The sequence below is a fragment of the uncultured Desulfovibrio sp. genome (assembly GCF_902477725.1).
Classification (GTDB): domain Bacteria; phylum Desulfobacterota; class Desulfovibrionia; order Desulfovibrionales; family Desulfovibrionaceae; genus Desulfovibrio.
In genome coordinates, this window is record NZ_CABSIF010000001.1 from 234,154 (window position 1) to 256,192 (window position 22,039).

The window sequence follows — 22,039 nt, forward strand, 5'->3', positions numbered from 1 at the left end:
TTTTTTACTTCATAAAACTTACAACTCTCTAATATAATACAATTTTTTGTAAAATAAAAAGTGATGCCTTTTTTAAGACATCACTTTTTGCCGCGCATGAATCGCTCGTGAATCTGCGCAATTTGGAGACAGAAGCTTCAGCCGCATGGGTAAGCGATAAGGCCCGGTATGAAGCATCTGGTAAAAATGTGCCTTGCCCACCGCCATAGGCGAGGCATTCGGCGTAGTTGCTACGCGCCAGACTTCATCTTTTGCACCAGGCCCTGCAAATCGCGCGTCTGCCCCGCCAACTGCTCCACAGCCTGGGCGGACTTGCTCATAATCGAAGCTGTATCGCGCGAAATACCATTGATTTCTTCAATACTGCGGGTGATTTCTTCCGATGTGGCAGACTGTTCTTCGCTGGCGGTGGCAATGGCGCGCACCTGATCGCTCGCGCCGTCAACCATGGTCACAATCTCCCGCAGCACCTCGCCGCAACGCCCGGCCAGTTCCGTTGTGCGCTCCACAGCGGCAAGGGCACGCTCCATATTTTCTATGTTGGCGCTGGTGCCGCTCTGGATTCCGCTGACAGCCTCGCCCACCTCGCGGGTGGCCCCCATGGTTTTTTCCGCCAGTTTGCGCACCTCGTCCGCCACCACGGCAAAGCCGCGCCCGGCGTCGCCAGCCCTCGCCGCCTCAATGGCAGCGTTCAAGGCCAGCAGGTTGGTCTGATCCGCAATATCTGAAATGACAGACATGATCTGCCCGATATTGCCCACCATGCCGCCCAGCGTATCCATGGAATTTTTCAGCTCGGCGGAGACGCGCCGCACCTCGCCCATGCCGTCCACCACCTGATGCATGACGCCGGAACCTTCATTGGCCCTGTTGTGCGCGACATCCGTGCTTTGCGCGGTACTGGCGGCATTCCGGGCAACCTCAAGCACGGTGGCGTTCATCTGCTCAATGGCTGTGGCGGCCTCGCCCACGCGGGCGGACTGGCGTTCCGCACCAAGGCTGGCCTGGCGCACCTGCGCAGATATATCCCCGGAAACGGACGAAATCCCCTCCACCGCGCGTTCAAGCTGCGCGGCGGCTTCCATCATGCCCTCCGCCCTGGCTCGTTCTGCCGCGGCCTTGGCGGCCTGAGCTTCTTCCGCAGCCTGCCGGGCACGGCGGCCTTCTTCCGCTGCCTCGGCGCTTTTGTGCTCGGTTTCGGCTATCTTGCCCTTGAGCGTGCCCACCATGCCCTCAATGCTGTCGCGCAGCGCGGCCATTTCCGCACTGTAACTGCCGCTGGCCCGGGCCTCGAGGTCTCCGCCAGCCACGGCGCGCGCAAAGCTGATCACCCGCCCCAGAGGCCGGGTTACAGACAGCAGCACCAGCAGGGCAATACCTGCGCCGCACACCACGCTGCCGCAAATGGAAATCAGCAGCAGGCGCTCTGTGCCGCGCGTTTGTTCGGCCAGTTCTCGCTGGCTGGATACCACGCGTTCCATGAACTGGGTTTCCAGCGCTTCCAGATTTTTTTCGGTAGTATGAACGTGATTCTTGTAGGTTGTGTAGTAGGCATTGGCCTGTGCGGCACTCATGCCGCCAGAACCGGAGGTTATATCTGAAGAAGTGCGACGCACCACGGCATCGTAAGCTGCAAATGCCTGTGCTGCCTCCTGCGCCAGGGCCTCGGCCTTGGCTCCGGCCTGAGGATTGCCCCGCAGGGCGGCCTCCAGCTTTCGCAGGGTCTCGCCCAGTTCAGACGCTATTTCACCCAGCTTGCCCAGATATCCTTTGAGCGCTTTGCTGTCGTCCATGTTCAGCAGGATGTCTTTTTCAGCCTTGCGGTAAAGCTGCATGTCCAGAGATGCTTCGTGCAGCAGATTGATGGTGGGTAGTTCATGCCTGCCCAGCATGCCCAGCGTCTCGCGCTGCGCGCGCAAGGCCAACATGGCCAAGCTGCCGGATATGGCAAAAATCAGCAGAATCACGCCAAAACCGCTTGCCAGTTTAACCCGAAGCGACATGCCCATAGTGTCCTCCACTATGTGGATAAATCGTGAGGGGATCTATTTTGATAGTCCTACCTACGCACCGCACCTGTCAATGACAGTTATGGCCCACGCCGCAAAATGCATGCATGGCGTTGCCTTCTTGCCTGAACTGTATCATTTTGAAGATCACGCACGGCTGCACAGCAGGCCGCGCCGAACCCCAGCAAGGAGAATCCCGTGAGCGCCAACATCAGCGAACAGGCCCTGACAAGCCTTATCAAATGGCTGCGCAACCGCCATGGCGAAGTTATGGCGGCGGAGGCGCAGGCCCTTGCCCGCCTTGACGCCGGGGATACCCCCGGCCATAATGAACATATGCGCCTCAAGGCCGAACTGCTTGCAGCCATGGCCGAAGACGCCAAGCCCCTGCTTGAGCCTCTGCCGGGCGAAACGCGCTTCAATTACGCACTCGCTCTAGAAGGCTTTTCGGCAAGTGCCAGAATGTCTTTGCGTCTGAACTCAATTTTTTATATGTCAGCCCTGCTCTACCCCGATGATCACAAGCCGGGACAGCCCGACAACCTCACTCTGTGCATTGACCGCATGGAAAAAATGGCCCTTGATTTCAGAACAGAATAATCCGGGTCTGAAATTTTGACCTTGCCGATAGCTGGCAAGGTTTTATCTTGAAAACAGCAAGGCCGCAGGCAGCACCCAAGCGCTGACGGCTCAATACCCCACAAGGAGATCCCCCATGAAGCTTCTGCACATAGCTCTCGCTGCCGTGCTCTGCCTTTGGGCCGCCTCTGCCCAAGCCAACCCCGCCGCAACCGATGCGCCCAAGGTTGATAAATTTGCCCTTATGGATACCAACAAGGACGGCAAGGTATCCTACGAGGAATTCAAGGCGTACTTCCCCAACATGCGCGAAGAAGCCTTTGCCGTTATTGACAAAAATGGCGATAAAGTTATTAACCGCGCTGAATGGGACGAATTTGTGTCCAACCATTCCTCCGGCCACATGGGCGGCAGCATGGGCAACATGATGGGCGGCCAGGGCGGCATGCCCGGCAACGACATGATGCCCACCCCCGGCAGCGCAGACATGCCCCTGGTGACGCCCCCCAATGGCAAATAAACGCCCCGCGCCATTTCCGCAGCCCTGGCGTCAGCACGGCGACCAGGGCTGCGCTGCCCCTGAGCGGCAGCCCGAAAGATCAAAAACGGCTGCCGTTCCGCTTTCTGCTGACGCGCCCAAGGGTGCGCCGCGCCGACAGGGCGCCAGAGCCTCCGCACACGCAGACAACAAGGCCGCGCCCACGCGCAAGCCGCCCTTTCCCGATCTGCTGCGAGAGAACGCGCAGCAACGCAAGGCTGTTGCCCCAGAATCACTGTGGGCGGACGCGCCGCAGGCAGACTCTGCCGGAGCGCAGCCCCAGGGCCGCTTGCGTCAGCCTCGTTTCGTGCCCATGAGCGCGGAAGAAATGCGCGCCCTTGGCTGGGATCAGCTTGATGTGCTGCTGATCAACGGCGATGCCTACGTTGACCATCCTTCGTTCGGCAACGTGCTGCTGGCCCGCTGGCTGATCCACCACGGTTTCCGTACCGGCATTGTGGCCCAGCCCGGCTGGGAAAATACTGACGATCTGCTCGTCATGGGCCGCCCGCGCCTGTTTGCCGGGGTGAGTGCCGGTGCGCTTGATTCTCTGCTGGCGCACTACACGGCCTTTCGCAAAAAACGCCACGACGATGCCTATACGCCCGGCGGCAAGGCGGGAGCGCGCCCCAACCGCGCGTGTCTGGTCTATGCCAACCTTGCCCGGCGAGCCTTTCCCGGCCTGCCCATCATTCTTGGCGGCATTGAGGCCAGCCTGCGCCGCGTTTCCCACTACGATTTCTGGACAGACTCCCTGCGCAAACCCATTCTTATGGATGCCAAGGCTGACCTGCTCATCTGGGGCATGGGCGAAAAGGCCATTATCGAATGCGCCCAACGCCTGGACAGGGGCGAAGATATTCGCGGCATCCCCGGCACGGCCTGGATGAACAAGCTGGACGCTTCCGGGCAGCCGACCAATCTGCCGCCGGCCCTTGAGGGTGAACCGTGGGTTGCCCTGCCCTCGCATGATGAAATTCTGGCGGACTCTTTCCAGTTGCTCAAACTGACGCAGGAACTGGAACGGCAGGTACACCGCCTTGACGCCTGGGCCTTTGAGCCAGTGGGCGACCGCGCCGTGGTGCTGGCCCGCCCGGCCCAGCCTCTCACCACCGAAGAAATGGACGACCTCTACACTCTGCCTTTCACCCGGCTGGCGCACCCGCGCTACCGGGAGGCTATCCCAGCGGCAGAGATGATGCGTACCAGCATCACAAGCCACAGGGGGTGCGGCGGGGGCTGTTCGTTCTGTTCTCTGGCTTTGCACCAGGGCAGGCGCATCAGTTCGCGCTCCGAGCAGTCCATCCTTGCCGAGGCGCGTCTGCTGGGGCAGCAGAACGTGGCTCGTGGCAAAGGCCCGGTGGCGATTTCAGATGTGGGCGGCCCCACCGCCAACATGTGGCAGGGGCACTGCGCGCTGGACAGCCGCACTGCGCAGAACGATGACTCGGCCAAGCCACGAGTCAAAAGCGCCTGCCGCCGCACCAGTTGCTGCTTTCCCAGTGTGTGCAAATCCTTCATCACGCCGCAGCGCAAACATGTGGAGCTGCTGCGCAAGGTGGCAGCCCTGCCGGAAGTTAAGCAGGCCCGCATAGCCAGCGGCGTGCGCGCCGACCTGGCCCTGCGCGATGCTGATGCCTTGGCGGCCTACACCGGCGAATTCACGGGCGGGCAGCTCAAGGTTGCGCCAGAGCACTGCGCACCCTCGGTGCTTGAGCTCATGCGCAAGCCCTCGCTGGACGTGTTTGAGGCCTTTCTGGAGAGCTTTGTACGCCAAAGCCGCGCCGCAGGGCGGGAACAGTATGTGGTGCCGTATCTCATGAGCGGCTTTCCAGGCTGTACGGATGAAAACATGCGCACCCTGTCGCACTGGCTGCGGCAACGGCACTGGAATCCGCAACAGACTCAATGTTTTATCCCCACGCCCGGCACCATTGCCACGGCCATGTTTTATTGCGAGCGCGATGAGCTGGGTGAGCCGATTTATGTTGCCCGCACAGATGCCCAGCGCATGCGCCAGCACTACATCCTCATGCCTGCCCCTGAGGATGGGGATGCCCCCCGGCGGCCCGGTTCGCGGCCCGGTGTCAGGCCAAGCACCCGACCCGGCTCACATGGTGACGCTCGCAAACCTGAGGGAACCCGGCCCGACAAAGCTGGCAAGCCTCAGGACAGGGCAAGGCCCTCCCGTCGCCCGGAAGGGCTGATGGATGACAGGCCTGCACGGCGCGAGGATAGTGATCGCGGAGCAACACAAGGCAGACCGGGCAGGGGCGAAAGCCCGCAAAGGGGCAAAGACTCACGCTCGGGTTCTGATGATCGAAGCGCTGACCGCAACGGCAAACGAGGCGATGGACGGCGCGGCGGAAGACGCGCGTAACTGTGCCAACAGGTGTTTCGCAAGGAGGCAACCATGTCCCGCCCACTGACTTCAGAAGATGATCGGCTGACCCGTCTGGAAGAACTGACCTTTTTTCAGGAGGAACGCATCAAGGCACTTGATGCGGCGCTTACCGCTCAACAGTTGCAACTGGACAAGCTGGAGCAGGATTTTTCCGATGCCACATCCGTGATCCGCCTGTTGCGCGAGAAACTTGGCGACCAGCCGGAAAATTCGCTGCCGCCCCACTCCATGCCCGAACGCTGGTAGCGGATGCGCCCGACGCGCAGTTTATAGCTGTTATAACTACCGAGGGCAGCAGACGCACACCGCCGCCAGCAAGACTTATATGCTCAGCGTATTAAGAACTGCAGCAAATAAAAAACCCGCCAATGGCGGGTTTTTTATTTGTCTGAGGGTTCGGGGTAAGGCCCCAAACCCTCTCACAGACAGTCTTTGCTTTAAAAGCCGAAGCCGTCGTTGTTGGCGCCGGAAGTACCGAAGCCGAAATCATCCGGCACGGCGTTTTCTTCAGCAGCGGGGGCAGCTTCTTCACCGGCAGCGGCAGCGCCAGCGGCAACGCCGCCCACAACCATGCCTTTCAGGCCGTCCTTGATGGCGTCCTTGATGTTCATCATCAGTTCGTCATGGTTGATGGCGACCTTGCCCTGGAATTCGGCAACCTGCTTGCGCAGCCCGCCCATATCGGTGTTCATGGTCTTGATTTTGGCTTCAAGCTCATCAACCTTCTTGGAAAGAGCGGCAGCGCGGGCTTCAGCGGGCTCCAGAGCGCGCACGCGGTCTTCAAGGGCCACGGCGGCGGCGGTCTGCGCAGCCATGCTGGCGTAGGTTTCGCCAAGGTAGTTCAGCACCTTGTCGCACAGGGCCTTGGTCAGGCCGTCCATGCAGGTGAGGGAAACATTGTCGCCAAGGGCGCTGCGGCCAGTGTTGACAAAGGCGTCCCAGGACTGACCTTCAACCCAGTTCAGGTCGGCAAACTTGGGGTACCAGCGGGCCAGCCATGCGGCGGCAAAGGGGCCAACGGCCTTGGCGCAGGTATCACAGGCAACGGAACGACCGGCAACAAAACCGGCGATTTCCTTGACGTCTACGCCCTCCTTGCCCACAACCAGGGCAAGCACGGACTCCACGGGAAAAACCTTACGAGATGTATCGGACATGGCGGCCTCCTCCTCGGAGATCGTATTTATTTCAGAAAAGCTCACGGGGAACTGTGCGCATCCTCAAGGGCGGCCCCCGGCGCAAGGCCAGGGGCCAACGCCGTTAGCTTCTGCCGTACATGCGGGCGTAAACCAGGGCCGCCGTGCGGTACACGAAGTGGCCAAGCTTAGACCAGGGCAGATACGCGAAAAGCATCCACACAAATACCAGGTGCAGGTAGTACACCAGGAAGGCTGGCACAACGACGTCCGCAAGGCGGAAGCACTGCGACAGCACACCGGTGACGGCCACCAGCCAGATGATGCCCAGCAGATACCAGTCGTGCCAGCTTGAACCCTGGAACTTGGGGTTGAGCATCACGCGGCGGACAGTCAGGATGGCAAGACCGGCCAGCAGCATGAGCGCGCCCAGATTGGCCAGAATCTTCACCGGGAAGAGCAGCGGCATGGGCGTTTCAATGTGGATGAGCGGAATAACCTTGCCGCCCCAGTGACCAACAGCCACAACCGCCGTAACAAAGGCCAGAATGGCGAAGCTGTAAACCAGCAGCATGTGGCCGAACTTACGGTTGGGGGTTTCCGTGCCGGTGGCGGGGCCGTCTTCGCAGTCGTCAAACTTGCGGTGGGTGATGACTTCATCCCACAGCACGTCCCACAAATGCCAAACCCAGCACTTTTTCTTACCAATGACGGCCAGTGAGCCTTCAGGCTTGAACATGCCCCAAAGTTTCATGACGCCCCGCGCGATGATCAAGGCCGCGCCAAAGAAGGTGAGCATGAAGATGGGGTCGATGGTGTAGTCGCCGTAAAAAATCTGACCAAAAACAATGCGGCCATCGGCTGCGCGGGGGAACCACTGACCGCCGTTGAAACCGGCGCGGATCCACCACACAAAGAGCCACAGCACAGCCGGGATGGCGAAGAGCACGGGCAGGCCAGCGGGCTTGCTCATGAGCTTGCCCACCACGGTGGGTTCGGTCAGTTCGCGGTAAATGACGTTGCGCGCTGCGCCCATGAGGTCCGCAGGCTTGGCGCCGCGCGGGCAAAGGTCGGAGCAGTTGCCGCAGTTGTGGCAGAGCCACAGGTCAACGTCGGCGCGCAGCTTGTCTTTAAGGCCCCAAGAAGCCCAGACCATTTCTTTGCGCGGATAAGGCGCATTGGCCGGAGCGAGAGGGCAGGCCACGGAGCAGGTGGCGCACTGGTAGCACTTCTTGAGGGATTCTCCCCCAGATTCTTCCAGCGCCCTGACAAACTCCATATCAGGTTTGATTGTACATTGTGCCATTGCTGCCATCCTCCTACATGCCCTTGAACGGGTTGGGGCCCATGGCCATGATGCGGTCAACAAAGCCGTCGATCAGGTCGGGTACCTTGTCGTATTCGTCAATGGCCACTTCAAGCTGTTCCACGCGTTCGGGCTGCACGCCAAGGCGGTTGAGCGTCTCGGCAATGTTTTCCTTGCGGCGGGAGCAGATTTCAGAGCCCTTCACAAAGTGGCACTGGTAGTCATCGCCATATTTGCAGCCCAGCAGCATAACGCCGTCGTAGCCCTTGCTCATGGCGTCAGACACCCAGATGGCGTTGACCGAGCCAAGGCAGCGCACCGGAATGATGCGGCAGTAGGGGCTCCAGGGCTTGTTGCGGGCACCGGCCATATCGAGCGCCGGGTAGGCGTCGTTTTCGCAGGCCAGAATCAGCACGCGGGGGCCGTCGGCTTTGAAGTCCTTGGGCACCTGCACTTCGCGGATCATGGAGCCGATCTGGTCGATATTGTAGTTGGCGAAGGAGATAACGCGTTCCGGGCAAGCGCCAAAGCAGGTGCCGCAGCGGCGGCAACGTGCCGGATTGGGCTTGGGCGTACCCTTTTCGTCGTCGTCCAGAGCGCCGAAGGGGCATTCTTCCGTGCAGCGCTTGCACTGGGTGCAACGCACAAAATTGAACACAGGGTAGGAAAGGTCGCCCGAACGGGGATGCACGGCAACGCCGTGACTGGCGGCTTCAATGCACTGCATGGCCTTGAGCACCGCGCCCTTGGCGTCTTCTTCGCAGGCGTCCATGGTCAGGGGCTGACGCACGCAACCCGCTGCGTACACGCCGGTGCGGCGCGTTTCGTAGGGGAAGCAGATGTAGTTGGAATCCGCAAAACCATCGAACAGGTTCAGATCCGGGAAGTCCGGGCCCTGGCGATAGTCAAAGCAGACGGTCACGTCCTTGGCCGTGGTGGGCACAAGGCCCGTGGGCAGCACAACCAGATCCACATCCAGATCAAAATCCATACCCAGCAGGGTATTTTTGCAGCTCACAACCATATGGTCGCCAGCTTCGCGGATGTCGGTCACGTCGGCCTTGGTCATCATGACGCCCAGGCGATCCTGCATCTTCTTGTAGAAGCGTTCAAGGATGCCGGGAACGGTCATGTCCTTATAGAGGATAAAGGTCTGACAGGTGTCATTGGTCTTTTCGCAGACCGTATTGGCAAGGCGGAGCATACCCACGCTGTTGACCGCGTTGGAATATGCAACATGGCGGAAGCTTTCGAGGTTGGCTTTTACAAAGCCTTTTTCTTCACCTTCCGCAGGCTTGGCAGCTTCGGCGGCTTCAGGAGCGGCTTCGGCTTCTTCAGCAGCCTTGCGCACGGCCTCTTCAGCCATGGTGGTGTCAAGCACAAAGGCTATGCGGCGGGCGTTCACCTGATCGGCCACCAGCATTTTGCCGAAGGTGGCGGCGTCCACAACCTTGGTACTCTGCCCAAGGCCCATGGAGGCAAGGTATTTCTGATCAAGGGGCACCCAGCCGGTTGCCAGCACCACAGCGCCCACTTCAATAGTCTGCGAACCTGAGGGAGTGGCAAAAGTGGCCTTGAACTCGCCGGGCTGGCCTTCCAACTTTTCCATGCGGGTGTTCAAGTGCACGGTGATCTTGCTGTTGCCAAGCACCTTGCTCGCCTTGTCGGCCACGTTGGTGGGCTGCTTGTCCGTCCACGGGGAGGCCAAGGGCGAACCCATGGGGATGTTGTTGGCAGCGCCGCCGAGCTTTTCGGCCTTTTCAACGAGCACAACTTCATACCCGGTTTCGGCAGCTTCAGCAGCTGCGGTAAGGCCCGTCCAGCCGCCGCCGATCACGAGCACCCTCGGCACGCCGGTAATGGCGGCAGAATCGGGCACTTCGCTCTTTTGCAGTTTGACCACGCCCATGTTCACATAGTCGCGGGCCATGAGCGCCAGCAGTTCGGGCGCGCCGTTGGCCGTGTCCACGGGAGTGTGGTCAGGATTTTTATAGGCCTGCACGCACTGTTCGCGCAGGTTTACGTGTTCCACCTGCACGGGCAGGCGGTAGATGTCCGCATCCACGCGGGGGGAAGCGCCGCACAGCAGCACGCCGTCCAGCCCCTGCGCTTCGATGTCGGCCTTGATTTCGCTCACGGCCAGGGCCAGCACAGGAACGACCTTGACTACGGGAACAAGACTGCCCCACTTCTGGCTCGTCTGTTCGGCCAGAGCGGTCAGATCAAGCCCGCCGCCAATGTTCTGCTGGTCAAAATAGACGCCAATTTTACCCGACATGCCGCCTACCTCCCTTTCACCGTTTGTACCGCCTTCAGGGCGGCGGCTGTGCCGGACTGCGCCGAGCGCATCACATCAAGGGGCATGCGCGCGCAACCAGCGGCGAAAATGCCGGCCTCTTCTCCGCCTGCAATAAAGCCGTCTTCGTCCAGCGGCAGGGGCAGGGGCGCATTTTCGCCAGCCAGCGAGGGCTGCATGCCCGTGGCCAGCACAACAAGATCATAATCAAGGGTCATCTTTTCACCGCGCACGGCGTCTTCAGCCGTAATGCGCACCCTGTTGCCCTCAGCCTGCACGGCGTTGGCAACCTTGCCCTTGACGAACTTCACGTTGGGCAGCGCCTTGACCTTTTCCAGCACCTTCACATAACGGCCCGGGGCGCGCAGGTCGATGTAGTACACCGTGATCTGCGTGTCGGGATTCTGCTCTGCAATGTACAGGCACTGCTTGAGCGTGGCCATACAGCAGATGTAGGAGCAGTAGTTCAGGTGGTTCTGGTCGCGGGAACCAGCGCACTGCACAAAGGCAACCTGGTGGGGAGCACGGCCATCGGAAGGACGGACAATGCGGCCACCGGTGGGGCCAAAGGGCGAAGCAAGGCGTTCAAGCTGCATGTTGGACACGCAGTTTTTCACGTTGCCCGCGCCAAGATTGGTCAGCTGGGTAACATCGTAGGGCTTCCAGCCTGTGGCAACGACCACAGCGCCGACATTAAGATCAAGCTCGCGCTGCGGTTCATTCACATCAAGGAACTTGGCCCCGGCAACCCGTGCGCTGTCAGACTTGGAAAGCGCATCAAGGTCGAGCGTGTAGCGGCTGGGGAAGGCGAAAGGCATATCCTTGTGCAGGGCCTTGCGCGTGGCAAGACCAAGCTCGAATTCGCTTTCCACTTCGCCGGTCAGGCTGGAGGCCAGCAGGCTGAAATCGATGTTGTGCGGGGCGGTGTGACGGGGGCTGATGCGCACCTTCACCTTGTAATCGCCCTTTACACCCATAAACCCGACTACTTCGGCCTGGGTGAAAAATTTTATGCGCGGGTTGTTCCTGATGCGCTGGAACTGAATTTCCAAGCCGCAGGAGGGGGGACAAAGTTTGGGAAAATACTTATTGAGCTGAGCCACGCGCCCACCAAGCCAGGGCGACTTTTCGACGATAAAGACGTCGTGGCCCAGTTCCGCCGCTTCAATGGCGGCTGTGAGGCCTGCAAAGCCGCCGCCCACGACGAGAATGGCATTGGACATCCTGGATATCCTCCTGCGTTGTTGCATAGCGGCTGAAGAAGGAAAAGGACTCCCGCCGCGAAAAAAAAGGAGCGGCCCCGTGGCCGACCTCTGCGAGCGCCAGCGCACAAAACTGCCCGCACCACGCCCGCCGACAAAGGGGGCCTGCTGCCGGTCATCCCCTTGCCGAACATTTGCCTTGTGCTGCGCACCTATGCCCAAACAATCGGCACACCAACAGGCTGGCACGAAAAACCGCTCTTTTTCCGGCAGGGGCTGTCCCGCCGCCGGCACGCGTTTTTCGCCGCTGCGGCCCCTGGCAAAGCCAGAGCTTGCAGCAGAGGGGGCGGCCTTGCGGCCGCCCCCATTTGGCATCAGTGCCGCCGACTAGTCGGGGATGATCTGGTAGTAGGGCTTCTTGAAGATCTTGGTCTCGCCGGTGGCGGGATTGTACTTCGAGTTCACAAAGCACTTCCAAGCGTCGTCGTCCAGGCCCATGAAGTCCGCACGGTAGTAGAAGCCGGGGTAGCGGGATTCTTCACGGAAGGAGATGTGCTGCATGTGCAGACGCACCGTCCACAGACGATGGTAGTTTTCCCAGCAGCGCAGCAGTTCGTGCAGGTCACGAGCGGCCAGCTTGAAGGAGTCTTCTTCCATCATGGCGAGCAGGTTGAAGCCGGTGTCAAGCAGCGCCTTGGAGGTGGTGTAGTACGTGCTCACGCCACCGCCGTATTCGTCGGTGCACTTCACGAGACGCATCATGAAGTTCTTGGGCGTGATGTAGTTCGGGTTCACCACGGGGTCGGTCGAAGCGGCCTTGCCTTCTTCGAAGTTGTAGAAGGGACGGTAAACGGCCTTCTTCAGTTCTTCGGCGGTTTCAGCGAACTCAGGCTTGAAGTCCTTGTGATCAAGGCACCAGCGAACCATCTGCTTGCCAGCCATGCGGCCTTCAGCATGCGAACCGGAGGAGAACTTGTGGCCGGAAGCGCCCACGCCGTCGGCGCAGGTGAAGAGGCCTTCAACGGTGGTCATGCGGTTGTAGACCTTGCCGTTGGCAGCGCGCACTTTGTAGTCTTCGGGCACCCAAGCTTCGTCGGGACCGGAAACCCAGATGCCGCAGCAGCCGGAGTGGGAGCCGAGCAGGTAGGGTTCGGTGGGCATGATTTCGGAACCACGTTCTTCAGGCGCGGTGTTGGTGCAGGCCCAAAGGTTGGCCTGGCCAACGCACATGTCGAGGAAGTCTTCCCAAGCTTCGGATTCAAGATCCTTCTGCTGTTCTTCGTTCAGGGTCGCGAAGGTGTTCTGCAGGGCGGTCTTGGTGTCCATGTAGATGGGGCCGCGGCCTTCGCGCATTTCACGAAGCATCATGTGGTTACGCAGGCAGGTCGGAATGACATGGCCCTTGGCGTAGCCGCGATCTTCGTAAGGCTTCAGCATGGCGCGGTTGGTGGCGCAATAATCTTCACCCTTGGAGTTGGTGGCTTTGGCCTTGAACAGGAGGAACCACGCACCCACGGGGCCGTAACCGTCCTTGAAGCGGGCGGGCACGAAGCGGTTTTCCATCATGGTCATTTCAGCGCCAACCTGAGCGCACATGGTGTAGGTCGAACCGGCGTTCCACACAGGATACCAGGCGCGGCCCATGCCTTCACCGGTGGAGCGGGGACGGTACACGTTAACGGCACCGCCAGCGGCCACCATGATGGTGTTGGCTTTGAAGATGTGCACTTCGTTGGCGCGCAGGTTGAAGCCCACGGCGCCGGCGATGCGGTTGGGGGTGTTCTTATCGAGAAGCAGCTTCACGATGAAGATACGTTCCATGATGCGGTCTTCACCCAGGGCATTCTTGGCAGCTTCGGCCACGATGCACTTGTAGGATTCACCGTTGATCATGATCTGCCAGCGGCCGGAACGCACAGGGGCATCGCCCTTGCGCAGGCTCTTGCCAGCAGCCTTGGCGGCAGCGCCGTTCAGGTTGTGGCCGTCTTCGCCCTTGATCCAGCAGGGAAGGCCCCAATCTTCAAACAGATGCACGGAGTCGTCAACGTGACGGCCTACGTCGAAGATAAGGTCTTCGCGAACCAGGCCCATAAGGTCGGTGCGGACCATGCGGACGTAGTCGTCGGCGTCGTTTTCACCCAGGTAGGTGTTGATGGCGGAAAGACCCTGGGCCACGGCGCCGGAGCGCTCGAGGGTGGCTTTGTCAACCAGCATGATCTTCAGGCCGTGCTTGTCGCCCCAGCGCACTGCTTCAAAAGCGGTGCCGCAGGAGCCCATGCCGCCGCCCACGATCAGCAGGTCAACAGCATGTTCCTTAACTTCAGGCTCGGCAATGGCCACACCCTTCGTCGCTTCCTTGACGGGAATCATTGGCATAATTGTTTCTCCTTATCGCACTAGCGGTTGCAATAGCCTAGCGGCCGTGTTCCATGCAGGTGAAGGTCTTGTTAGCGTCCTTAACATCGAACTTCTTGCCAAGGGCGGTCTTGGGAGCGACCAGGGCAGTTTCGGTGAACAGCAGTTCATCTTCGATGTTGGCGCCTTCGGGATGACCTTCAAAGGGCTTGATGGAACCTTCCGGCGTAGTGCGGATGGGGAACTTGAAGCGTTTCACGTTGCCATTGCGGAACTTGACGGTCCACATGATGGAGTCAGCCGAACGCATGGGGATACAGGTCCCGCCCATGGGGGCAAAGTCTGCATAGGGACGGGCCGTAATGGCGCCCTGGGGGCAGATTTTCACGCAGGAATAGCATTCCCAGCAGGCATCGGGTTCCTGGTTGTATGCCTTCATTTCCTCAGAATCAAGAATCATGAGGTCATTGGGGCAAATGTACATGCAGGCCGTCTTTTCGCCACCCTTGCAGCCGTCGCACTTGGACGGATCGACAAACGTCGGCATACGTATCCTCCAACTCTTTTAAAAGTGTTTCAGAAAAACCCGCCGGGTTCGGCGAGGCGCGCGGCAAATCCGTCACGCCGGGGTTAGCCGAGCGCCTCCACAACGAAGGTTGGGCGTATGGCTTGCGCAATTAGTAACAAGCACTTAGCCTTTGAGTCAACCCCCCTCTGCAAAAATTCGTGGAAACTTCACAGAGCCGTCATACGGATTTACAGCAAATTCAGAACGTTAACTGCCTTGTGAAAAAAAATCTCTTTCGCATTTTCGCCCCTCTTGCGTCACAACCATTTCAAAAGTCAACGGATCATGCCACGCAGGGCTGCCCAATGCGCAACCCTTGCAAGAGAAGTCATTTCAAGCTAACACGCTTGGGCAGATAAGGGAAGCCCCCGCGGCAAAACGAGCCATGAGTCGGCAACCTGTTGTTTTTTCAATGCTGCGCCACGGGCGGACCCCTCCTATCCAAATTTCATTATCAGTACAGGACAAGGCATGACCGACAATTCCAACGATTCCCGCGCTCCCCGCGATGCGCGCGAAGCACGGGGCCAACGCGCCTCACGCGGCCCCCGTAATGGGCACGAAACCGGCGATTCGCGCGCCCGCAAGCCGTTGCGCGAAGTAGTTTGCGAGATCGACCGCGACATTTTGCGGCTGCTGCTTCGCCGCAATAATATTCTTGTCCGCATGCGCGGCGACAAACCCCGGCTCGACTCCACGGAAGAAAAAACCATCCGTGAATCTTGGGAAGCCTCAGTTTCCCACATCAGCCGCGATGCGCGCCTTTCGGGCCACTTTTTTTCGCTCATGCAGGAAGTGGAATTTCAGCCCCGTCCCGCCTCCGCACGCGCTGACGGCGCGGATGAGGGCGGCGAACTCGGCGGTGCAGCAACGCAGGAACCGCCGCGCACAGCCTTTAATCTTGCGCCGCCCGCCAAACACGTGCGCCTGCACATGCCTGCCCCCCTGGCCTGCCGGGCCACGCGCGCGTGGCTGATGCTGGCCGCAGCCACGGGCCAGCCCCTGCATATCGCGCCCTGCCTCATGAATGATCCCATTGTTGACTGCGTCAAAATGCTCATTCAGGCAGGCGCCTCGATGACCCGCGAGGATGAAGGCGTTTCTGCCCGCCCGGCTGCTCCGCTTGGCGCGTCTGACAAGGTAATCCACACGGGCGACAGCGCCTGGAACTTCTTCATGCTGCTGGGGCACTATCTTGGCCGCCCCTCGCGCGCAAAGTTTACTGGCGATGCAAGCCTGAAACTGGCTGACTTTTCTTCTGTGCGGCACTTCCTGCCCACCTTGGGAGCGCGCCTCGTGCATGTGGTGCCCAAGAGCGATGGTCTGCCCGCACGCCTTGAGTGCTCCGGCATTCTGCCTGATTCCGTCAAACTGCCTGCCGATGTGCCCGCCGAACTGGCCGAGGGCATCCTGCTGGCGGCTCCCGGCTACGAAAGGGCAATCACCCTTGATCTTGGCTCGCATCCCGAGCACAGGCTCATTATTGCCCGCATACTGCCCATACTGCGCGCAGCTGGTGCAGACGTGCAGGTGGAAGGCGCCAAAGTACGCGTCAATCCTGGCCCGCTCAGCCTGCCTGCCCAGCCTCAGGCTGGCATGGAGCCGGAACTGGCACTCTTTCTTCTGGCCCTGCCCCTGGCTCTGGGCGGCGAAGCCCTGCTTGGCGGCCAGTGGCCCGCCCTGCCCGCAGCTGAAGCTGGCTGGGATCTTTTGCAGCAGCTCGGCCTTGACCTGCGCTTCGAAGCGGGCAAAAATGGCGGCGAAGTCTGCGCACGCGCCGCCGCGCCCCTGAAACAGTATGCAAAGGGTGATCTGCCTGCCGGATTCCCCGCTGCCTGGGCCCCGCTGCCGGTGGCTCTGGCCGCCTGTGCAGCCCTGCGCGGCGACAAGGCCGTTCTGCCCGCCCTGCCCTCTGGCACAGACCGCACAACGGTAGAAAGTTTTCTTTCTGCTGTCGGTCTGGATTTGGATGAAAACGGCATATTGTGCAAAAAAGAACAATCTGGCCCGCGCACGGGCTGGAATGCCCCTGATCCGGTATGGGCAATGGCCCTTGCACTGGTTGCCTGTGCAAGCCCCCACCAGAAGCTGGGCAACCCCGGCATCATGACCGGGCTGTACCCGCCCTTCTGGGCGCTGTACAATACCCTGCCCGAACCGACAGTGCGCCGTTCGGCCGCGCCGGAAGCTCCGGCTGCCGCTCCCAGACGCCGCATTATCACAGGCGCAGTGGCTGTACCGCCGGAACTGAAAGACGAAGACGACTATTAGAAAAGAATAAACAACAGGCGCTGGCGGCGAGATATCGTCCCCAGCGCCTGTTGGCGTTTACGAGGGTAAGCGCATAAAGGCCTTGGATGGGACAGAAGTCCTGCGGCAAGCCTCTGCCCTGCACCCTTGCAGTGCTATGCGGGTCGCAGGCGGCCAGTGGGCCGGAAATTTTCTGTCCGGCAACGTCTGGTGCAGGATAAAAAAAATCCGCCCCGCGCAGCATATCTGCAACGGGACGGAAATTCCGTTTGAACAGCCATGCCCACGCCGCAATAGCGGACAAAAAAGCGTGGCTGGGAAGATTATTCCTGAGTAAAGCGGAACAGCCTCACGGAAAGGGGCTGCATGTTCTGCCGGTTCATGGCCGAAACAATAAAGGCATAGTTTCGGGACTGTCCGGCGGGCGGGCAGGGGCCACGATAGTGGCGCGTCAGGCCTCCCTCGGGGATAATGCCGCTGCCGTCGTTGTTCCACTCGCCACCGCCAAGGAACAGATCCTGGCCATCGCTGGTAAATTCCACCAGGCGCACATCATAGTAATCGGTGCTGCCGGGGGTCTGTGCCACCTGAATTTCAGGCGATATCCGGGAACAGCGGTGAACTTCGCGCAAGGTAACGGTAACGGCCATGCCGTCCGGAATTTCCTGCGTCTCCTTGGAGGCGCAAGCGGGCAGCAGGGCTGCCGCGCACAGCACCGGGAAGAGCGCACGCCGGGCTTTGCCTAAAATTTCAAAACGCATCAGGGCCTCCAAATGACAATTGCTTTATGCGGCTTTTGGAAGCATAACCAATAGTCAGGTCGAATACAACAACCAGCGGGAGCAGTATATGTCCATTCTTGCAGACAGCGTTACGGGGTATCTGGAACATTCTTCGTGGATCCGCCGCATGTTCGAGGCCGGAGGCCAGCTCAAGGCCCGTTTTGGCGCGGACAACGTTTATGACTTCAGCCTGGGCAACCCCGACCTGCCAGCACCCCCCGCCGTTGTGGACGGCTTGCGTTCTTTCACCGAACACGCTGGCGAACCTTTTGCCTTTGGGTACATGCCCAATGGCGGCTTTGTCTGGGCGCGGGAAAAACTGGCCGCCCACCTCAGCAAGGAACAGGGCGTGGCGCTCACCGCCAATGATGTACTGTTGGGCTGCGGCGCTGCCGGCGTGCTCAACGCCTTTTTGCGCGCGGTGATCAATCCCGGCGAAGAAATGCTGGGCTTTGCCCCCTACTTTGTGGAATACGGCTTTTATGTAGCCAACCACGGCGGCACCTTCCGCGCTGTCATGAGCAAGGCCGACACCTTTGCACCCGATCTTGCCGCGCTTGAAGAAGCCATCAGCCCCAAAACGCGCGTGGTGCTCATCAACTCGCCCAACAATCCCACCGGCGTGATTTACAGTCGCAAAGACCTCAAGGCGCTGACCGAACTGCTGGAAAACAAGAGTCAGGAATACGGCAAGCCCATCTGGCTGGTGGCCGATGAACCGTACCGCTTCCTTGCCTATGACGGTGCGGAAGTGCCTTCGGTGCTGCCGCTCTATCCTTACGCCGTGGTCATCAGCTCTTTCTCCAAAAATCTTTCGCTGCCTGGCGAACGCGTGGGCTTTGCCGCCGTTTCGCCCCTGTTGCACGAAAAGGCCGAGCTCATGGCCGCCCTCACGCTCACCAACCGAATTCTCGGCTTTGTGAACCCGCCCGTGGTGGGCCAACACATCATGGCCGCCGCCCTGGGCAGCCAGGTTGACCTGAACGTCTACGCCGCCCGCCGCAAGGCCATGGCCGAGGTGCTCAAAAACGCCGGATACGAATTCCAGATGCCCGCAGGCGCGTTCTACTTCTTCCCCAAGGCTCCCGGCGGGGATGATGTGGCCTTTGTGAACAGGCTGGTCGAAGAACGCGTGCTGGCGGTTCCCGGCTCCGGCTTTGGCTGCCCCGGTTACTTCCGCCTGGCATTCTGCGTGGGCGAAGAAGTGATCCGCAAGGCTGCCGACGGCTTTGCCAAGGCCCGCGCCTCCGTAAAATAACATCGCAGGCAGGCCCCCAGCCCGATCTCAAACCACTACAGGTAGCAGAAATGACGCACACCCACTCCGCAACGCCATCGCGCGGCAGGCTTTATGGCCTGATGTCGGCGCTCGCATGCTTCCTCTTGCTGGCTGCCGTTCAGGTTTCCGCCAAGGATATCAGCGTGAAGGACGCCGCAACCCTGTTGCAGACCCCACCACAGGGGCTGACCATTGTTGACGTGCGCACCCCGGCGGAATTCCGCGAAGGGCATCTTGCAGGCGCAATCAACATGGACTTTTTCGGCGCATCCTTTGATTCGCAGATACTTGGCCTGCCCAAGGACAAGCCGGTGCTGCTCTACTGCCGCACGGGCAACCGCTCTGCCGGAGCCTACGATGCCATGGAAAAAGAAGGGATAACCAATATCCTCCACATGAATGAAGGCATCACGGGCTGGCAGAAACAAGGCCTGCCGCTGCAAAAATAGCGTGCCGCAGTAGCGCGAGCAGCGTTACGGCTGGCACGGATTCTGCTTCTATTCAGGGCGGAGAGGAAGATTTTTCCTCCCCGCCCTTTTTCTTTGCCTGCCCAGATGTGCGACTAACGCGCCGCAGACAAGGCGCGCCACGCATATGGGCGGCGCAACGGCTGACGCTTTCACAACAGAAACGTCTTGCTGTTTGGGGCATCGTTTCCGGGCAAGGGAAAATTATTCCCTCCCGACAGGAGGCAGAGCATGAACTCGTCATTGTTTATCGGCGCCACAGGCATGAAAACGTTGAGTAGCGGCATGAACGTTATCTCAAACAACATCGCCAATGTGAGCACCATCGGGTACAAGCAGCAAACAGCTCTGTTCTCTGACGTTTTTTACGCACAGCAAGGGAACATCGGCGACGGGTGGGATGCGCAAACCAATTCCAAGGTGGCCCTTGGGCAGGTAGGGCAGGGCGTACAGCTGGACGCAGTGCTCACACGGTACAACCAGGGGGCTCTTGAGTCTTCCAATACCGTTACGGATATGGCCATCAGCGGCAAAGGCTTCTTTCAGGTAACGGACAAAACCGGCGAGCAGTATTACACCCGCGCGGGCGACTTCCGCCCCGACAATCAGGGCGTCTGGCGCACGCCTGCCGGCATGGCCCTCATGGGCTACAAATACGCGGAGGACGGCACCAAGGGAGGCCTGGCGCAGGTCACAGTTGACAGATTCGCCAAGATGCCTGCCAAGGCCACCTCGTCTGTTGATATGCGCTTTAATGTGGGGCAGTCCAAAGACACCACCAGTGACCCCGCAAATCCCTATTTCAGCCTCGTCGGCCAGTATAATGCCGCCAATGATCCGCCCCTGGCCAGTTCCAGCTACGGATACGGGCAAAGCATTACCATGTACGGCGCCGATGGCACGGCCCACTCGGCCACCATCTATTTTGACGGCGCACCATCCACAGGCTCCGGAAGCACTGTGGAGTACCTCATTGCCTCGGATGCCGACGCCAATGGCGGCAAGGCCCAGCCCCTGATGGCGGGCACCCTCAGCTTCAGTGCCAAGGGCGAACTCACCGGCATGTCGGCCTACACCCCCAGCACTGCGGGCAGCACAAACCTTGCGGACTGGAACGCGGCCACACTCTCCAAGGACGGCACACCCCAGATGAATGTCAACGGTGCGCCTGTCACTGTGAATCTGGGCATCACCGCCAAGAGCGGCTGGCAAAACAGCCCTGGCAATGCTGCCAGCGTAGGTACCGATCCCACTGCGCTGGCCAGCATGGGCAACAATTACACCCGCGCAGCGGATGCCACTACCAACTATACCTCTTCCTCTCCTGTGACGCGCACAAGAACCCAGAATGGGTACGCCGAAGGGTCACTGAACAGCATCAGCATCAGCGCCGATGGCACGGTGGTGGGCAAGTTTTCCAACAGCGAAAGCATGAATCTCTGGCAGATTCCTGTATGCCGTTTCACCAGTGAAGACGGGCTGCGCCGCGAGGGCAACAACCTATTTTCCGCCACAGAAGATTCCGGCAGCATGGAAATGGGCGTTGCCGGTACGGAAAACTACGGCAAGATAAACGCGTACAACATTGAACATTCCAACGTGGACATGTCCCAGGAAATGGTCAACATGATTGTCAACCAGCGCGGCTTTCAGTCCAACAGCAAGGTTGTGACCACGGCAGATCAGATGCTGCAAAAGGCCATGGAACTCAAACGTTCATAGCAGCATGGGCTCAGGCTCTTGTTTGATGTCATGATTTTCCGGCCCCGGCATAACCGGGGCCTTTTGTATTTCTGGCAGGATACCGCTGCCAGACTAATGCGCCCATACTATATTCAAACACTTTGGTTATCCGGGCAATCCTTGCCCCGGAGCATTGCCCCGTACCTCCCCATAGGGTACAGTGTTGCCTCCAGATGTGGATCACCCTGTAAAGAAACACTTTTTTGCCGCACTTTCCCGCAGGAGAGCACCCCGCATGAGCGCCGCAGCATCCTCCACCAATGGTACCGCTCTCTATGGCGTCACCGGTTGGCCGCTGGCCCAGACACTTTCACCCCTGCTGCACAATACGGGCTTTCGGACACTGGGCATCAACGCACTGTACCAGAAATGGGAAGTACCACCCGCAAAACTGCCCGCCTTTGTGGAAAGTGTACGCCTGCTTGATATTCGCGGTTGCTCTGTGACCATCCCGCATAAGGTTGGTCTTTTGCCCCTGCTGGACGAAGTCAGCCCCCTTGCACGTCAGGTGGGCGCCGCCAATACCATTTACTGGAATGGCGACCGCCTTTGCGGCGAAAACACCGATGTTGCCGGATTCATGGCTCCGCTTGCAGATATGCCTCTTGGCGGGGCGGACGTGCTGCTGCTGGGTGCGGGCGGTGCTGCCCGTGCCGTTGCCGCAGGCCTTGCATCGCCGGACAATGCAAAGCGCCCTGCCAGAATCTTTGTGGCCACGCCTTCCGATAAATCGCACCTGCCGCTGGCCGAAGAATTCGGCCTTACGCCTCTGCTATGGAGAGACCGGCACGAGCCTTCGGCCCTGCTGGTGGTCAACACCACCCCCCTTGGCATGCGCGGCAAGGCGGAAGATGACACCCCCTATGATTTTTCACTGGTTGCGCCACTTTCCGCAGAGGGCGCTGCCAAGGCAACACACATTGCCTACGATATTGTGTACAACCCCCTCGAAACCCGTTTTCTGCGCGAGGCCCGCGCTGCTGGCCGCCGCTGCATATCGGGGCTTGAAATGTTTTTTGGTCAGGGCGATGCGCAGTTCCGTCTCTGGACGGGGCAGGGCCTGCCGCCCGAATCACGCCGCGCCCTTGAGGCCGCCCTGGGGCAACTGCCCCGATAAACCGACAG

At 59.9% G+C, this 22,039-nt stretch carries 17 protein-coding genes; 9 read left to right on the forward strand and 8 right to left on the reverse strand.

What is annotated here, in order from left to right; translation table 11 throughout:
* Positions 1-230: 230 nt before the first annotated feature.
* On the reverse strand, positions 231-2,003 hold the full coding sequence (locus RDK48_RS00955) for a methyl-accepting chemotaxis protein (RefSeq protein WP_308587764.1): 1,773 nt from the start codon (positions 2,001-2,003) through the stop codon (positions 231-233).
* Between the two features lie 204 nt (positions 2,004-2,207).
* On the opposite strand from RDK48_RS00955, the gene RDK48_RS00960 reads away from it, so the two are divergent.
* The 4 genes from RDK48_RS00960 (at position 2,208) to RDK48_RS00975 (ending at position 5,776) form a co-directional block, all read left to right on the forward strand.
* Entirely contained in the window at positions 2,208-2,609 is a 402-nt protein-coding gene (locus RDK48_RS00960; RefSeq protein ID WP_298996180.1) for a hypothetical protein, read from the forward strand.
* A gap of 115 nt (positions 2,610-2,724) precedes the next feature.
* Positions 2,725-3,108 (forward strand): EF-hand domain-containing protein, encoded by a 384-nt coding sequence (locus RDK48_RS00965; RefSeq protein ID WP_298996182.1) that lies wholly within the window; start codon positions 2,725-2,727, stop codon positions 3,106-3,108.
* 331 nt (positions 3,109-3,439) lie between these two features.
* The gene (locus RDK48_RS00970; protein ID WP_298996278.1) at positions 3,440-5,506 is read left to right on the forward strand and encodes a YgiQ family radical SAM protein; all 2,067 of its coding nucleotides are present in this window, start codon (positions 3,440-3,442) and stop codon (positions 5,504-5,506) included.
* Between the two features lie 33 nt (positions 5,507-5,539).
* The gene (locus tag RDK48_RS00975; protein ID WP_022657521.1) at positions 5,540-5,776 is read left to right on the forward strand and encodes a SlyX family protein; all 237 of its coding nucleotides are present in this window, start codon (positions 5,540-5,542) and stop codon (positions 5,774-5,776) included.
* 191 nt (positions 5,777-5,967) lie between these two features.
* On the opposite strand, the gene RDK48_RS00980 is transcribed toward RDK48_RS00975, so the two are convergent.
* The 6 genes from RDK48_RS00980 to aprB form a co-directional block, all read right to left on the reverse strand.
* On the reverse strand, positions 5,968-6,687 hold the full coding sequence (locus RDK48_RS00980) for a hypothetical protein (RefSeq protein ID WP_298996184.1): 720 nt from the start codon (positions 6,685-6,687) through the stop codon (positions 5,968-5,970).
* Between the two features lie 103 nt (positions 6,688-6,790).
* Complete coding sequence (gene qmoC / locus RDK48_RS00985) at positions 6,791-7,972, reverse strand: quinone-interacting membrane-bound oxidoreductase complex subunit QmoC (RefSeq protein ID WP_298996186.1); 1,182 nt, start codon at positions 7,970-7,972, stop codon at positions 6,791-6,793.
* Positions 7,973-7,985: 13 nt separating this feature from the next.
* Positions 7,986-10,250 (reverse strand): FAD-dependent oxidoreductase, encoded by a 2,265-nt coding sequence (locus RDK48_RS00990; protein ID WP_298996188.1) that lies wholly within the window; start codon positions 10,248-10,250, stop codon positions 7,986-7,988.
* Positions 10,251-10,255: 5 nt separating this feature from the next.
* Positions 10,256-11,491: a CoB--CoM heterodisulfide reductase iron-sulfur subunit A family protein gene (locus RDK48_RS00995; protein WP_298996191.1), complete on the reverse strand. Its 1,236-nt coding sequence runs from the start codon at positions 11,489-11,491 to the stop codon at positions 10,256-10,258.
* Between the two features lie 366 nt (positions 11,492-11,857).
* Positions 11,858-13,846 carry an adenylyl-sulfate reductase subunit alpha gene (aprA, locus tag RDK48_RS01000; RefSeq protein ID WP_298996193.1) on the reverse strand — a complete coding sequence of 663 codons (1,989 nt, stop codon included), beginning with the start codon at positions 13,844-13,846 and terminating at the stop codon, positions 11,858-11,860.
* Between the two features lie 37 nt (positions 13,847-13,883).
* Positions 13,884-14,372 (reverse strand): adenylyl-sulfate reductase subunit beta, encoded by a 489-nt coding sequence (gene aprB / locus RDK48_RS01005; RefSeq protein WP_022658830.1) that lies wholly within the window; start codon positions 14,370-14,372, stop codon positions 13,884-13,886.
* A gap of 492 nt (positions 14,373-14,864) precedes the next feature.
* On the opposite strand from aprB, the gene RDK48_RS01010 reads away from it, so the two are divergent.
* Positions 14,865-16,664 (forward strand): 3-phosphoshikimate 1-carboxyvinyltransferase, encoded by a 1,800-nt coding sequence (locus tag RDK48_RS01010; protein WP_298996195.1) that lies wholly within the window; start codon positions 14,865-14,867, stop codon positions 16,662-16,664.
* 302 nt (positions 16,665-16,966) lie between these two features.
* Here RDK48_RS01010 and RDK48_RS01015 read toward each other — a convergent pair whose 3' ends face one another.
* Positions 16,967-17,404 (reverse strand): MbtF, encoded by a 438-nt coding sequence (locus RDK48_RS01015; RefSeq protein WP_298996197.1) that lies wholly within the window; start codon positions 17,402-17,404, stop codon positions 16,967-16,969.
* Positions 17,405-17,492: 88 nt separating this feature from the next.
* Here RDK48_RS01015 and RDK48_RS01020 point away from each other — a divergent pair, with 88 nt between their 5' ends.
* From RDK48_RS01020 to RDK48_RS01035, 4 genes are all read left to right on the forward strand, one after another.
* Complete coding sequence (locus RDK48_RS01020; protein ID WP_298996199.1) at positions 17,493-18,683, forward strand: pyridoxal phosphate-dependent aminotransferase; 1,191 nt, start codon at positions 17,493-17,495, stop codon at positions 18,681-18,683.
* Positions 18,684-18,733: 50 nt separating this feature from the next.
* Positions 18,734-19,153, forward strand: coding sequence for a rhodanese-like domain-containing protein (locus RDK48_RS01025; protein ID WP_298996201.1), 420 nt, complete (start codon positions 18,734-18,736; stop codon positions 19,151-19,153).
* Between the two features lie 249 nt (positions 19,154-19,402).
* Positions 19,403-20,893: a flagellar hook protein FlgE gene (locus RDK48_RS01030; RefSeq protein ID WP_298996203.1), complete on the forward strand. Its 1,491-nt coding sequence runs from the start codon at positions 19,403-19,405 to the stop codon at positions 20,891-20,893.
* Between the two features lie 256 nt (positions 20,894-21,149).
* Positions 21,150-22,031 carry a shikimate dehydrogenase gene (locus RDK48_RS01035; RefSeq protein ID WP_298996205.1) on the forward strand — a complete coding sequence of 294 codons (882 nt, stop codon included), beginning with the start codon at positions 21,150-21,152 and terminating at the stop codon, positions 22,029-22,031.
* The last annotated feature ends 8 nt before the right edge of the window (positions 22,032-22,039 follow it).